This is a genomic window from Dysgonomonas sp. GY617, assembly GCF_015233815.1.
Classification (GTDB): Bacteria; Bacteroidota; Bacteroidia; order Bacteroidales; family Dysgonomonadaceae; genus Dysgonomonas_A.
In genome coordinates this window covers 1-14,567 of record NZ_JADCLR010000027.1, presented here as the reverse complement: position 1 = coordinate 14,567, position 14,567 = coordinate 1, and the positions used below count along the sequence as shown (strand labels likewise).

At 34.4% G+C, this 14,567-nt stretch carries 12 protein-coding genes; 5 read left to right on the top strand and 7 right to left on the bottom strand.

The window, feature by feature from the left end; genetic code table 11:
- Positions 1-77: 77 nt before the first annotated feature.
- From serB to pyrE, 4 genes are all read right to left on the bottom strand, one after another.
- Positions 78-1,301: a phosphoserine phosphatase SerB gene (serB, locus tag IR022_RS15330; protein WP_050711223.1), complete on the bottom strand. Its 1,224-nt coding sequence runs from the start codon at positions 1,299-1,301 to the stop codon at positions 78-80.
- A 98-nt stretch (positions 1,302-1,399) separates the two neighbouring features.
- Positions 1,400-2,740, bottom strand: coding sequence for an argininosuccinate lyase (gene argH / locus IR022_RS15325; protein ID WP_194204388.1), 1,341 nt, complete (start codon positions 2,738-2,740; stop codon positions 1,400-1,402).
- 82 nt (positions 2,741-2,822) lie between these two features.
- Positions 2,823-3,251, bottom strand: coding sequence for a polyketide cyclase (locus IR022_RS15320; RefSeq protein ID WP_050711221.1), 429 nt, complete (start codon positions 3,249-3,251; stop codon positions 2,823-2,825).
- A 45-nt stretch (positions 3,252-3,296) separates the two neighbouring features.
- A complete protein-coding gene (gene pyrE, locus IR022_RS15315) occupies positions 3,297-3,926 on the bottom strand; it encodes an orotate phosphoribosyltransferase (RefSeq protein WP_050711220.1) in 630 nt (209 codons plus the stop codon).
- Between the two features lie 209 nt (positions 3,927-4,135).
- Here pyrE and IR022_RS15310 point away from each other — a divergent pair, with 209 nt between their 5' ends.
- From IR022_RS15310 to mnmD, 5 genes are all read left to right on the top strand, one after another.
- Positions 4,136-4,759 (top strand): fumarylacetoacetate hydrolase family protein, encoded by a 624-nt coding sequence (locus IR022_RS15310; RefSeq protein ID WP_194204387.1) that lies wholly within the window; start codon positions 4,136-4,138, stop codon positions 4,757-4,759.
- A gap of 107 nt (positions 4,760-4,866) precedes the next feature.
- Positions 4,867-8,310 (top strand): type IX secretion system sortase PorU, encoded by a 3,444-nt coding sequence (gene porU / locus IR022_RS15305; RefSeq protein ID WP_194204386.1) that lies wholly within the window; start codon positions 4,867-4,869, stop codon positions 8,308-8,310.
- 90 nt (positions 8,311-8,400) lie between these two features.
- Complete coding sequence (gene porV / locus IR022_RS15300) at positions 8,401-9,567, top strand: type IX secretion system outer membrane channel protein PorV (RefSeq protein WP_242053281.1); 1,167 nt, start codon at positions 8,401-8,403, stop codon at positions 9,565-9,567.
- 69 nt (positions 9,568-9,636) lie between these two features.
- On the top strand, positions 9,637-10,116 hold the full coding sequence (ispF, locus tag IR022_RS15295) for a 2-C-methyl-D-erythritol 2,4-cyclodiphosphate synthase (protein WP_110312085.1): 480 nt from the start codon (positions 9,637-9,639) through the stop codon (positions 10,114-10,116).
- A 29-nt stretch (positions 10,117-10,145) separates the two neighbouring features.
- Complete coding sequence (gene mnmD, locus IR022_RS15290; protein ID WP_194204385.1) at positions 10,146-10,823, top strand: tRNA (5-methylaminomethyl-2-thiouridine)(34)-methyltransferase MnmD; 678 nt, start codon at positions 10,146-10,148, stop codon at positions 10,821-10,823.
- A gap of 10 nt (positions 10,824-10,833) precedes the next feature.
- Here mnmD and IR022_RS15285 read toward each other — a convergent pair whose 3' ends face one another.
- The 3 genes from IR022_RS15285 to IR022_RS15275 all read right to left on the bottom strand — a co-directional run bounded on the left by IR022_RS15285 (position 10,834) and on the right by IR022_RS15275 (position 14,179).
- Positions 10,834-11,778 carry a hypothetical protein gene (locus IR022_RS15285; protein WP_050711214.1) on the bottom strand — a complete coding sequence of 315 codons (945 nt, stop codon included), beginning with the start codon at positions 11,776-11,778 and terminating at the stop codon, positions 10,834-10,836.
- Positions 11,779-11,781: 3 nt separating this feature from the next.
- The gene (locus IR022_RS15280) at positions 11,782-12,675 is read right to left on the bottom strand and encodes a hypothetical protein (RefSeq protein WP_194204384.1); all 894 of its coding nucleotides are present in this window, start codon (positions 12,673-12,675) and stop codon (positions 11,782-11,784) included.
- A gap of 67 nt (positions 12,676-12,742) precedes the next feature.
- Positions 12,743-14,179: an MBOAT family O-acyltransferase gene (locus IR022_RS15275; RefSeq protein ID WP_194204383.1), complete on the bottom strand. Its 1,437-nt coding sequence runs from the start codon at positions 14,177-14,179 to the stop codon at positions 12,743-12,745.
- Positions 14,180-14,567: the final 388 nt, after the last annotated feature.

The following is a 14,567-nucleotide window of genomic DNA, read 5'->3' as shown; positions in this document are numbered from 1 at the left end:
AGAACCTTTTTTGTATTATGAGGTATAACTAGCAGTTATATTAATAACTTCCCTAATCAATAAAAAGATCTGAGACCTTAATAGTCTCCTTCCAACATCGAATCTCTATATCCAAGGAAATATAATATTCCGTCAAGACCTACCGTCGAAAGAGATTGTTGTGCGTTTTCTTTTACTTTAGGCTTAGCGTGGAATGCAATACCAAGTCCCGCAGTAGCCAACATTTGTAAATCGTTAGCTCCATCACCTACAGCTACGGTTTGCTTAAGATCTACTTTCTCGACCTGAGCAATTAGGCGAAGTAATTCGGCTTTACGTTTGCCATCTACAATATCTCCAACGTGTTTACCTGTGAGTTTACCGTCTTCAATTTCTAATTCGTTGGCATATACATAGTCAAACCCGTATTTGTCTTTTAAGTAATTTCCGAAATAGGTGAATCCTCCTGAAAGGATAGCTATTTTGTATCCACTCTTTTTGAGTATGCGAACCAAGCGAGTCATACCTTCTGTAATAGGTAGATTTTCGGCGATTTCTTTCATTACCGATTCATCTAATCCTTTCAGAAGACTAACTCTTCTTTTGAAGCTTTCAGAGAAATCTATTTCACCTCTCATTGCAGCTTCGGTAATAGCTCTCACTTCTTCGCCCACTCCTGCACGATCAGCAAGTTCGTCTATTACTTCTGTTTGAATAAGAGTTGAATCCATATCAAAACAAATAAGGCGACGCATGCGACGATACATACTTTCTTCTTGGAAAGCTATATCAATCTGATATTTAGCTGAAAGGGTAAGGAAAGTCTTTTGAAGTTCTTTAAAGTGTTCGATAGTTCCTCGAACAGACAATTCTATACACGAACGTCCTATTCTATCTGTTTTATTCAGAGGAATACGAGATGTCAGACGAGTAATTTTCTCTATATTAAGCTTATTATCGAGCAATACTTGTGTTACAATAGATATATGGGTTGCATTAAGCTCCCGTCCCAAAATAGTAACCGTATAGCGATTCTTTCCTTGGAGATTTACCCAAGTAGAATAAGCTTCTTTGGAAAGGTGCGAGAATCTAACATTTACGCCTAATTCATCTGCTTTGAATAATAAATCTTTGAGGATATATCCCGACTTTTCGGTCTCAGATTCAAACATGATTGCTAATGATAGCGAATGATGTATGTTTGCTTGTCCTATATCAAGGATTGTAGCCTTATAATGTCCTAATATTGCTGTTAAAGCTGTGGTTACACCGGGACGATCTTGTCCTGATATACGAACTAAAATTATTTCCGTATCCTCCATTCTTAAATCTTAAGAAGTTTCACTATTTAATACTACATTCTATAAAGGTAACTAAATCAGGTTATTACTTTTATCAAAGTAATAAAAGGTATTAAACCTTAGTTTGCCGAATTTAGTAATTTTGATTCAGCAGCTTCTATTGAAGTGAAATCAAACTGATCTACTATCTGTTGTCTTAGTAATTCTATTTGCTCGTTACATAGATTGCCTATACTGCCTTCGTGTGTATGATTCACTTTGCGATTGTGAGCAAATTTACCGTTTTCAATATCCATACCTACTTTCTTGTATGCATCACGAAATGGCATTCCCTCCAATACTAAACGATTTACTTCTTCGACGCTAAATATATATGTGTATTTATCATCATTGATAACTTCGTCGTTTACTTTAATCTCTCCAATCATGCGACCAATCATCGATATGCAATTGTTCAGCTCATCAAAAGAGGGTAAGAATATTTCTTTAATGAGTTGCATATCTCTGAAATAGCCCGATGGCAGGTTATTTGTAATCAAAGTTATCTCAGTAGGCAAGGCTTGTAACTTGTTACATTTTGCTCTGGATAGTTCAAACACATCGGGATTCTTTTTGTGAGGCATAATGCTCGATCCGGTAGTGTATTCATCTGGTAGTTTAATAAAGCCAAAATTTTGGCTATTATACATACATGCATCAAAAGATAACTTGGATAGTGTTGCGGCAATACCTGCAATGGCAAAACCCACAGTGCGTTCCATTTTACCTCTTCCCATTTGAGCATAAACCACATTGTAGTTCATAGAGTCAAAACCTAACAGATCGGTTGTTAGTTGTCTGTTAAGAGGGAATGATGAACCGTATCCGGCAGCAGATCCTAAAGGATTTCTGTTGCATATTTTAAATGCGGCCAATAGTAATTGCAGATCGTCAACTAGACTTTCGGCATAAGCTCCAAACCACAATCCGAATGACGATGGCATAGCTATTTGCAAGTGAGTATAACCGGGTATTAAAACATTCTTATATTTTTCACTTTGTTGTAAAAGTATATCTATAAGCCCTGATACCGATTCTACTACTGTTTTGATTTGCTCTCTGGTGAAAAGCTTAAGATCTACAAGCACCTGATCGTTTCTTGAACGACCGCTGTGTATCTTCTTTCCCACATCACCCAGTTTGCGAGTAAGCATTAATTCTATCTGAGAATGGACGTCTTCAACGTCGTTTTCTATGATAAAATTGCCTTCCTCTATTGTATTGTATATTAATTTGAGTTCTTTAAGAAGAATAGGTAATTCTTCTTTTGCCAGTAGTCCGATAGATTCAAGCATTGTAATATGAGCCATCGACCCTAATACATCATGCTTGGCTAGATATAGATCCATCTCTCTATCGTGACCAACGGTATATTCTTCTATGTCTTTATTAACCAGTGTATTTTTTTGCCAAAGTTTCATTTGTCAACTTTTTCCTTAATGAATAAGTAATCTCAGCTCTTTATTCCTACATTCTATAAACTATAAAAGGGTCTGAACCCTTTTACTTTTCTGCTAAATCACCATAAGGTATGGTTGCCAATGTTTCTGCCATTTTATCCAAGCCATTCTGTAATGGTTTTGATATCATAGGTTTCAAGAATGCATTAATATCGGCTTTAACTGTTAGCTTCATTTTTGTTTCTTCGGCAGTAGACTGTTTCAATTGAATCCAAAGAGTCAGTTTGAAAGGCAGTTGTTCGGCTTCAAATTTAATTGTAGAATTTGGCTCCCGTTCAACGATTACAAACCGTACTTTTCCTATTGGGTCTACTGTTACAGTACAAGAATCCTGATCATATGAAAAATCTTTGATCTTGTCCTGAGGTATTTTATCTTTAATCAAGTCTAGTTTTCTAAGGTCCGATAGAACTGTGAAAATTTCTTGATCTGAATATGGTATTGTTTTTATATCGCTGATATATTCTGCCATTTTTACGATATTGAGTAAATAAAAGTATTAAAAAGGTCTAGAGCCTTATTTCCAGTCAGCTGGAGCTTTTTTCCATTCCTGAAGAGTTTCAAGCTCAGATTCATCAATGTAATCTATTCTCAAAGCCTCGCTAAGTACGGCATCGTAATTAGTAAGAGTTGTAAGTTCTACTCCTGCCTTTTCGAAATTCGAAATAGAGATAGGAAGTCCATAGTTAAATATGGCAATCATTCCGATTACTTCCGAACCATCTCTTTTGATAGCTTCTACCGCTTTAAGGCTACTTCCTCCAGTTGAAATTAGGTCTTCAATAACCAATACTTTACTGTTAGGTCTTAACTCTCCTTCGATAAGATTTTCCAATCCGTGATCTTTTGGAGTTGCACGAACATATACAAAAGGCAAGCCTAATGCATCAGCTACTAGTGCTCCAGGAGTAATCGCTCCGGTTGCTACACCTGCTACGGCATCGGCATCGGGATATTTTTCCATGGCTAAGCGACTCAACTCGATCTTCACGAAATTACGAATTGCAGGATAAGAGAATAGTTTTCTGTTATCGCAATATATAGGAGACTTCCATCCGGATGCCCATGTAAACGGATTTGATGGTTGAAGCTTTATAGCCTTAATTCTCAACAGCTTCTCTGCTGTCATTTTTTCCAAGGTATTCATAGTCTGTGGGATAAAAATATATATAACAAATTGCAGTGCAAATATAGATATAAAGGGAGAAATGAGTTATACGTTTGTGTCTATTTTTTTGATTCTTTATGCATTTATGTGTAATAATAAGAGTTGCCCATATTAATATAGCCTTATTAGTATTAAAATATTTTTATCTTTGTAGATTCTGTGTATTATATTATATTTGACACATTAAGATGAAGATTATTTGTGTAGGGCTTAATTATCAGCAGCATAACCGAGAAATGGGACGGGCAGATTCTGCCTCTTCTGACAATCCGGTTATTTTTATAAAACCCGATTCGGCTTTGTTAAAGGACAATAAACCGTTCTTTATACCTGATTTTTCAGAGGATATTCACTACGAGTTAGAAGTCGTAGTTCGTATAAATAGATTGGGTAAAAATATTGCAGAACGATTTGCCCATCGCTATTATGATGAGTTGACTGTAGGTATTGATTTTACTGCTAGAGATTTACAAAACGAACTTAAGGCTAAAGGGCTTCCGTGGGAATTGTCGAAAGGCTTTGATTATTCGGCAGTAGTTGGAGAGTTTATATCTAAAGAGGACTTATTGAATGATATAGGTAATGTAAGCTTTGAATTACATAAAAATGGGAATCAAGTACAACTTGGTAATACATCAGATATGATTCACTCCATCGATAAAATAATAGACTATGTGAGCCGCTTTTTTACATTGAAAATCGGTGATATTATTTTTACGGGTACTCCGGCAGGCGTTGGGCGTGTTGATATAGAGGATCATTTGGAAGGCTTTCTGGAGAATAAGAAGCTCTTTGATTTTTATGTGCGCTAACAACACATAATTTATATATGTTAAGACTAAAACTATTGCAGAAATATTTATATAAGATTTCAAACCTGTTTATTACTTTGGTGAATACACTACCAAAGACAGATATAATGATTAAATATAACAATATATATTTAAGGTCATTTATATTACTTCTTTTTTGTATTTGTTCTCTCTCTCAACTATCCGCTGTTGAAAATGATGGAAGTAGATATGCTCCAAATTCGGTATTGTCACAAGGTAAATGGTACAAAATAAAAGTGCCTGCTACGGGTGTTTATAAACTGACCTATGAGGAGTTGGCAGATATGGGGTTAACTAATCCTCAGAATGTGAAAATATACGGTTACGGAGGTTGGATTCTTGATGAAAATTTTACCAAACCTTATATAGACGATTTACCTCAGGTATCTATTTGGATGAGTAAAGATCCTGCCAGTTTTGGAAAAGGCGATTATGTTCTGTTTTATGCTCGTGCTGATATCAAATGGACTTATGACGAAGTGTTGAAAGAGTTTGTTCATGAGCAAAATCCATATTCATCAGATAATTACTACTTCGTAACAGAGAATACTGAGCAACCGAAGTTGATAAGTACAAAACCTTCAATATCTGGTGCTACTACTGTTGTAACGACTTTCGATGATTATTTTCTACATGAAAAAGAAGAGGTTAATTTAGCAGAAACAGGTCGTGAATTTTTCGGAGAAAGCTTTAAGACTAAAACATCTCAGGATTTTTTATTACCACTCGAAGGGGTAACAACTAATCCTATGGTAATCCGATATAATTTTATATCAAAGGCATTGCTTACGGCCGGACAATTGAGTGTCTCTCTTAATGGAGGAAAGGCTAAAATTCGCTATACGGATGTGAATAATGAATATTATACACATGCTACCACTATAAATGATACTATAGTAAGACGTAGTAATTTGCTAGGGAAAGATACTCTTAACTTGACTTATACCAAAGGGATGAGTACCGATAAGAATATTCACCTTAACTATATAAGAGTTAATTATAAACGTTACCTGAAACCTTACGGAGCAGTAACCCTCTTTAGAGATAAAACGAATAGAGAAGATATTACTTTTAGTATTTCAGAAGCAAATAGCTCTATTTTGGTTTGGGACGTTACTGGAAATTTTACTGTAAGTAAAGTCGATGCTGCTTTATCAGGGAGTACTTTAACTTTCGGTGCATCTAATTCCACAATACGTGAGTATGCGTTGATTGATCTTACTAAATCAATTCCATCGCCTGTTATTATAAAAGGAGCAATAAAAAATCAGAATTTACATGCTAGTGCGAATCCTGATATGATAATTATAGTACAACCTAGTTTGCAGTCGTATGCAGAGAAAGTTGCTGAATTACATAAAAAGGAAGGTTTAGTATCATTAATAGCCAATCCCGATGATATTTACAATGAGTTTTCGTCAGGAAAGCCGGATGCGACAGCTTACCGTCGATTTGTAAAGATGTTTTATGATAGAAGTACATCAGATGAAGATAAACCTCAGTATCTATTTTTGTTTGGTGGAGGCACTTATGATAATCGTTTTATTCAGCTTAAAGAGAATAAAGAATCGATGCTTTTAACTTTTCAGACAAGAGAATCTTTAAAAGAAACAGAGTCTTATGTTACAGATGATTACTTCGGGTTTCTGGGTGATAATGAAGGAGTTAAGCTAGAAGCTGATAAATTAGATATTTCAATCGGAAGATTACCTGCCAGAACAAAGGAAGAGGCAGAGAGTGCTGTTCAGAAGATTACAAGCTATATTCAAAATCAGAATATGGGAATATGGGAAAACCATATTACATTCATTGCTGATGATGCAATTTCCCCCAATTATACTTTGGAGGCAGAGCGTCGGCATATGCTTGATGCCGAAAGATTTGCGACTTATACGAATGTGAATCACCCTGATTTTATTGTGAATCGTATTTATCAGGATTCTTACGAAAGAGTAATAGAAGCAAATGGAGCGCGTTATCCAGATGCTACAAAGGCACTACTTGATAGAATAAATAGTGGTACACTTGCCCTTAATTTTATAGGACATGGCTCTACTACTTCGTGGACACATGAATATCTGCTTAGGCTTGCTGAGATTGAAGCCATGGATAATAGCAAATTACCCTTGTGGATCACTGCAACCTGCGATTTTAGCCGTTTTGATGCTACTGATATGTCGGGTGGTGAGATTGCATTACTTAATCCGAAGGGAGGGGCTATTGCCCTTTTCTCTACAGTAAGAGTTGTGTTTCAGATTGATAATACAAGAATAAATAATAATATAACAAAGCACCTTTTGGTTGCCAAAGAGGGTAAAGCGGCTCGATTGGGAGATATAATACGTAATGCAAAATTAGAATCTGATATTGCTACTGATGAGAATAAACTTAAATTTCTATTGGTAGGAGATCCGGCTTTACGCCTAAATTATCCGGATAAAACATATCGTGTAGAAGTCTCAGAAATGAATGGCTTAGATGCTAATGAGCCTGATATTAATATCCAAGCTTTAGATAATACAATTATAAAAGGACATATCGTTGATGAGAGTGGAAATATTGCTACTGATTTTAACGGAACACTCGAAACCGTAATATTTGATGCTGAGCAGACTTTAAAGACTCGTGGAAATACGCCTAAGGGAACCAGTGATGAAGTTGCAATGAGTTATAAAGATTTTACAAATATATTATTTTTCGGAAAAATAGAAATTAAAGATGGGGAGTTTGAGATAAACTTTATAGCACCCAAAGATATATTATATACCGGAGGAAAAGGTAAAATGAGCTTCTATGCTTATAATGTAGAAAAAGACAAAAAAGCTCAAGGCTCTTTCTTAAATTACACTGTAGGAGGAACAAATACAAATCTGCCCGAAGAAACTAATCCTCCTGTAATTTCAAATATGTTTCTTAATTCGCCCTCTTTTAAATCGGGTGATTACGTAAATCCTACTCCTATTTTCTTTGCAGATGTATCTGATGATACGGGCATAAATGTATCCAGCGGAATAGGGCATAATATGATTCTTACTCTGAATGGAAACAGAGAAATTGATATGACTCCTTATTTCGAAAATGAAGATAATTCTTCAAAGAAAGGACATATACGTTATCAATTCTCAGAGTTGGAAGAAGGTAATTATACTTTAGAATTTAGAGTTTGGGATGTTTGGAATAATTCGGCAACCCAATCATTAAACTTTATAATAAGTAACGATTTTCGTCCTGCCGTATATGATTTCCAGATATGGGGAAATCCGGCTAGAGATTATACACGCTTTGTTTTTAATACAAATACTCCAGGGTCTAATATTGATGTGAAGATATCTGTATATTCTTTGACCGGAGTTTTGGCTTGGGTACACGAGTCGAGTGGCGATGCTTTGAATCAATATGTTTATGAGTGGAATTTAACAGGCTCTAATGGAGGGCGTTTGCATCCGGGTGTTTATATTTGTACAGTACAAATAAGTATAGACGGAAAATTGTCATCAATAAAGAATCAGAAATTGATTATCTCAAACTAAAGATGCAGAATCACTGCTATTTTAGTTAAGGATATATTATATAAATAATCAGAACACAATTAATAAAACCAACGATAAAGCTTAAAATCGATGATGAAATTTAATAAGAAATATCTATTTACGGTGCTGTCTCTTTTTGTAGCAGTACTTGGATATGCACAAGAAATAGCTAATCCTCCGGTAACGGCAGTGCCTTCTTTAGCCATTGCACCCGATGCTCGTGCGGGAGGTATGGGAGATGTTGGTGCAGCTACCTTACCCGACCTTTATTCTCAACACTGGAATCCAGCTAAATATGCTTTTTTACAAACAAAGGCTGGAATCTCTATGTCATATACTCCTTGGTTGAGAAAAATTGTACAAGATATAGCAATGGTGTATGCTTCGGGTTTCTATAAATTTGGAAACGAAGATAATCAGGCAATAAGTGCTTCTATTCGGTATTTCTCTATAGGAGATATACCAACAGCCGATTTGAACGGTATGTTTGGAGCAAGTGTGTCTCCTTACGAAATGGCTTTTGATGTAGCCTATTCTCGTAAACTTACAGAGACATTCTCGGGAAGTGTTGGTTTGAGGTATATTCGTACCGATTATACCACATTTGAGGATGATGGTACTACTCCGGGTAATGCATATGCTGCTGATATTTCCGGATATAATGAATCGTATATTATGATTGGTTCAGCAGAAAGCTTATTAGGATTAGGTTTCAATATTTCAAACATTGGTAGTAAAATATCAATGGATGGTGGTGCAAACGAATATTTTATACCAACCAATATGCGTTTAGGTGCTTCTTTGACTTATCCATTGGATGAATATAATACTTTGGCTTTTAGCATGGATTTAAATAAACTCTTGGTTCCATCGCGTCCGGTTAGAGGCGATGAAGAGAGTATCGAAGATTTTTTGGAACGACAAAGGGCTGTGAATGCAACTTCGCCAATTAGTGGTATCTTTAAATCTTTTACCGATTCGCCATATGGACTTAGAGGTGAGCTGGAAGAAATAGCTTGGTCAGCCGGTGTAGAATATGCATACAATAATCAGTTTATGGTTAGAAGTGGGTATTTTCATGAAAGCGAAAGACAAGGTAATAGAAAGTATTTCACATTTGGAGCAGGATTCAAAATGAGTGCATTCCAACTAGATGCTGCTTATCTGATTTCGTCAGCAGAATCTAACCCTTTAGATCAAACGATCCGTTTTTCTCTTGGGTTTGATATGGATGGGTTAAGAGGCTTATTTAAATAGGCACAAAACAAATATTAGATTTATAATCTGATTGAATTGAATATTCATAATACTTATTGAAGAAATAAAATGAAAATACGTGTAGGGTTTGGATATGATGTCCATCGTTTGACAGAAGGTCGCGATTTATGGTTAGGTGGTATAAAGATTGAATATTCGAAAGGCTTAATCGGTCATTCGGATGCAGATGTACTTATTCATGCTATTTGCGATGCTTTACTTGGAGCAGCTAATCTAAGAGACATCGGGTTTCATTTTCCAGATACAGCAAAAGAATATAAAGATGTAGATAGTAAATTATTACTTAAAAAGACTTTGGAAGTACTTACTGAAAAAGGTTATCGAATAGGTAATATTGATGCTACAATATGTGCAGAACAGCCAAAGATCAATCCGCATATACCTCAAATGCAAAAAGTAATGGCAGAGATATTGAATATTGACACTGATGATATTTCAATAAAGGCTACAACTTCTGAGAAAATGGGGTTTGTAGGTCGCGAAGAAGGTTTTTCGTCTTATGCTGTTGCACTGATTGAGAAGATATAATAACTGAGACTTTAAATAATTAAAATATAATGGAACAAAAGGTGCAAATAGAATCTACAGCAGATGGCTCTCATACACTTTTTGTTCCTTCTCTTAACGAGCACTACCATTCGGTTAATGGTGCAAAGCAAGAATCTGAGCATATTTATATTAATACAGGGCTATTGCACTCAACCAAAGAAAAACTGAATCTTCTAGAGATTGGCTTTGGTACAGGTTTAAATGCCTACTTAACTTTACTTATAACTGAACAGACTACAAAGGATATTAATTACATAAGTTTAGAGTTATATCCATTATCCATAGATATAGTTAAAGGATTAAACTATGTAGAGAATAGTGATTCTAAATGTAAGAGTCTGTATTTGAAACTGCACGAAAGTGAGTGGAATTGTAAAAATGAGATAACACCATCTTTTTATCTAACAAAGATTCAAACAGATTTTAGTCAGCTAGACTCACCTATAAACTCCGATGTTCTATTTGATGTAATCTATTTTGACGCATTTGCTCCAGAGAAACAATCTGAAATGTGGTCTCAAGAAATATTCAACTATTTATATAGTAAAACAAATAAAGGGGGAATTCTTACTACATATTGTGCTAAAGGTGTCGTGAGACGTATGCTTCAACAAGCAGGATATTGTGTTGAACGTTTAGCAGGACCTCCAGGAAAACGTGAAATATTAAGAGCTGTGAGATTTTAGAGCTCCAATCTTATTGAATCCTATTATCTATTGATTTAATAATAGAGTCTAATTTATGCCCAACAATACCTGCTCCTTTTCCACTTAAATGATCTGCATCATAAAATAAGTCAATGTTATTATTTTCTTTAGTGTTACTAAAATCACAAAGTAAATTATAATAAAATACATTCTTATTATCTTCCAGATCCTTTGCTGTCGCATATAGCATATTCAATTGTTCTTCATCAAGAAGTTCAATAAAAGAAGGATGAGCAGGAAGTGTTACAAAAACAATTTTAGCATTTTTTCTCTTACCTATTTCAATAATCTTTTTTAAGCATTCTATATTCTCATTGTATAATGTATTGAGGTCTGCAGCTTTGTGAGAATCTGCTATTTCTTTTGAATTTTTCGTCAGGGCATCTAAACTCTCAGTAGGAGTTAGATAATTTAAACCAAGTAGTGTAAGATCTGATATTGGATTCTTTTGTTTATAGTAATAGTCCCATAGTATTTCAATATCATTTTGCATAGTATGGTCAAGAAACAATAACCTTTTTAAAGGGTTTTTTTCTGTACTTATCTTGTAGTATATATCATAATATTTAAGCCTCCATGTTTGAGGATGATATTTAAGTTTACTCCATAACGAGTGGTATGATAAGGGAACTATTACATACTCTAAAGTTCCTAACTCATCTTGGTATTTGTTGAGGATCTCATAATCGAGATCTAATGTTTGTGCGTAGTTTGCAATATTAAAGGTATTCTTTGAAAAGGAATTAGGATCAATGCCTGTGACCCCATGAGAACTACCCAATACTAAAACTTGGACATTCTCAGAGTTATTTTCCAGGTAATTAGCCTTAGACATATATGCATTAGGCAATTGGCATAGGAGGAACTCAATACCATATAGTGCTATTATAAAAGGAGCTACAAAAAGAAAAGTATATATAATATATCGTTTCATAGTTTAATTTTCTATTGCTTGCTGAGTGGCTATACTCTGATTCTCTATATCTTTTATGATAGAGTCTAGTTTCATTGTAAATTTCTCTGCACCTATATGACTAAGGTGGTCACCATTGGCAAAATCTTGTAAAGAAAGTTTTCGTCCGTCTTCTAGGAGATCAAGATAAAAAACATCCTTGCCATTTTCTAGATTATCCATCGTTTGATGCATGAGGCTTAATTGTTGCTTTTTTAAGTTATCAATATAAGTAGGATAACAAGGGATAGTGATAAAAAGAACTTTAGCTCCTTTATCATTCGCTATATCTATAATTCCTTTCAAATACTTCAAGTTTTCAGAATAGAGAGCATCTAGATCATTTACCGAAAAGTCTTTGGCTTTGGATTCTCCACTTTCCGATAGTGCTGATATATCTGTGGCTGGTGGAGCCGAGAAAAAACCCTCTTTAAAGTCTGGTAACAAAAGATCATTTTCCCAATAATATTGTTTTAAATTTTTCAATTTAACTTTTATCACATTATCAAAGAGTAAGAATTTTTTCAAGGGATTGTGTTCTATATCTATATCGAAATAGATATTGTTATATTTAGCCATCCATCTATAATATTTTAGTTCAGAAAGTTTAAACCAGAGAGAATGGTACGAGATAGGTACAATTACATATTCTAAGGCACTCAAGTCATCCTTATACTTATTCAGTAAAGAATAGTCTATATCGAGAGTTTGAGCACCTTGAGCTAGATTATAAGCTTTCTTAGAAAGATATTTAGGATCTATACCGTTAGCTGCATGCGAATTTCCTAAAATGAGAATTTTAATTTGAGGTAATTCACCTGTTATTGCTTTGGCTTTTGCCATATGAGTGTTAGGTATTCCTCTGAGAAAATGTTCCATGAGAACAATAGTTATGACAAAGGGTGCGAGGAATAATATTGTATATATAATAAATCTTCTCATTAAGTTAGAATTGGAAATAAATAAATGCTTCTTCGTGTCCAAAGTGAAGAAATATTAGAATTGCTATAACATAATAAAATCCCCAACGTAGATATTTATTTTTAAGACTACCCACTTTTTCAATAGCATAATTACCTTCTCTTCCAAGCCACTCAATCGCAAAGAATAAAATAATAAGTAATAACGTTTGTCTTGAATACATTGTAGGAAGGCTGAATAGTTCAACCGAAAAAACACCTTTTATATATGCAAATGCGTGATGAATATTTTCTGCGCGAAAAAAAATCCAAGCAAAACAGGATAATAAAAAGGTTAAAACGATTTGAGAAAGTTCTTTTATCGAAGGAAGTATTTTCCCTTGGGCTACAACGTCTAAATGTTTTCTATTCGATTTAAATATAATAGAAGGCAAAATAAACAAAGCATTAAGACCACCCCAAGCAAGGAAAGTCCAGTTGGCTCCATGCCAAAAACCACTAACTAAAAATATAATAAATGTATTGCGAATAGTTTTAGCCATACCACCTCGGCTACCACCTAGCGGTACGTACAGATAATCTTTAAACCATGATGAGAGTGAAATATGCCATCTTCTCCAAAATTCAGCAATATTTCTAGAGAAATAAGGGAAATTGAAATTCTTCAATAATTCAAAACCAAGTAAACGTGCTGATCCTAGAGCAATATCAGAGTATCCGGAAAAATCTCCATATATTTGAATTGCAAAAAATATAGCACCAAGAACAAGAGTGCTACCATGATATTGATCCGAATTGTTAAATATATTATTAGCTAATGCAGCACAACTATCAGCAATTACCACTTTCTTGAATAACCCCCAGAGTATTTGTCGCAAACCATCAATTGCTTTGCTATAATTAAACGACCGAGGTTTCTCCACTTGGGGTAATAGGTGAGTAGCCCTTTCAATAGGTCCTGCAACAAGCAAAGGGAAGAAGCTTACAAATAAGCTATAATTAATCCAGTTATGACAAGGTTTTATTTTATCATTATATATATCGAATACATATGAAAGTCCATGAAATGTATAAAATGATATACCAACAGGCAGAATTATATTCAAAGTTGAAAAATGAGGAGTTAAACCAATAGTCGCAAGTAATTCGGCAAAAGACTCTACAAAAAAATTGTAATACTTAAAGACGCCTAGAAAACCTAAATTTATACCTACACTTGAAATTAACCAGATCTTTTTGTGAAGTTGAGATTTTACTTTTGCGATTTGTAGTCCCGATACAAAATCTAAAATAGTGGAGAAGGCAAGAAGAAATACAAATCGCCAATCCCAGCAAGCATAGAAAAAATAACTGGAAGCAACCAGCATTATATTTTGTATTTTAAATGATTTGTGGAAAACAAACCAGTATAATATAAATACTATAGGTAAAAAGATCGCGTATTCAATCGAATTGAAAAACATATGATAAAATATAATGTTAGTTTAGTGAGCTATTTCGGCTGCAAAGATATTACAAATAATTGGAAGAATAATGTATCTAAGCCTGCTCCTATTAAGAATACAACAAATCTTTGCTTTTTAATGAAATTATTTAACAGAATTATCCACTTGATAATAAGGCCATTGAAAAAAAGATTCGATTATTTTCAAAAATAGTATATAAATTATTTGGAGTGTATTATAAAAGGGACTACTTTTGCACTCGCTTTACAACCGAGAGATGGTTGTTACCAGAAGCAAAAAGAAGCGATCATTGACAAGGTTATACATAAAAACAAAAACATAGCATTAGACGGGTAGAGACTAATTAATATTAGAATCTAACTTTATTTTCGTCAAGAACCTAGAG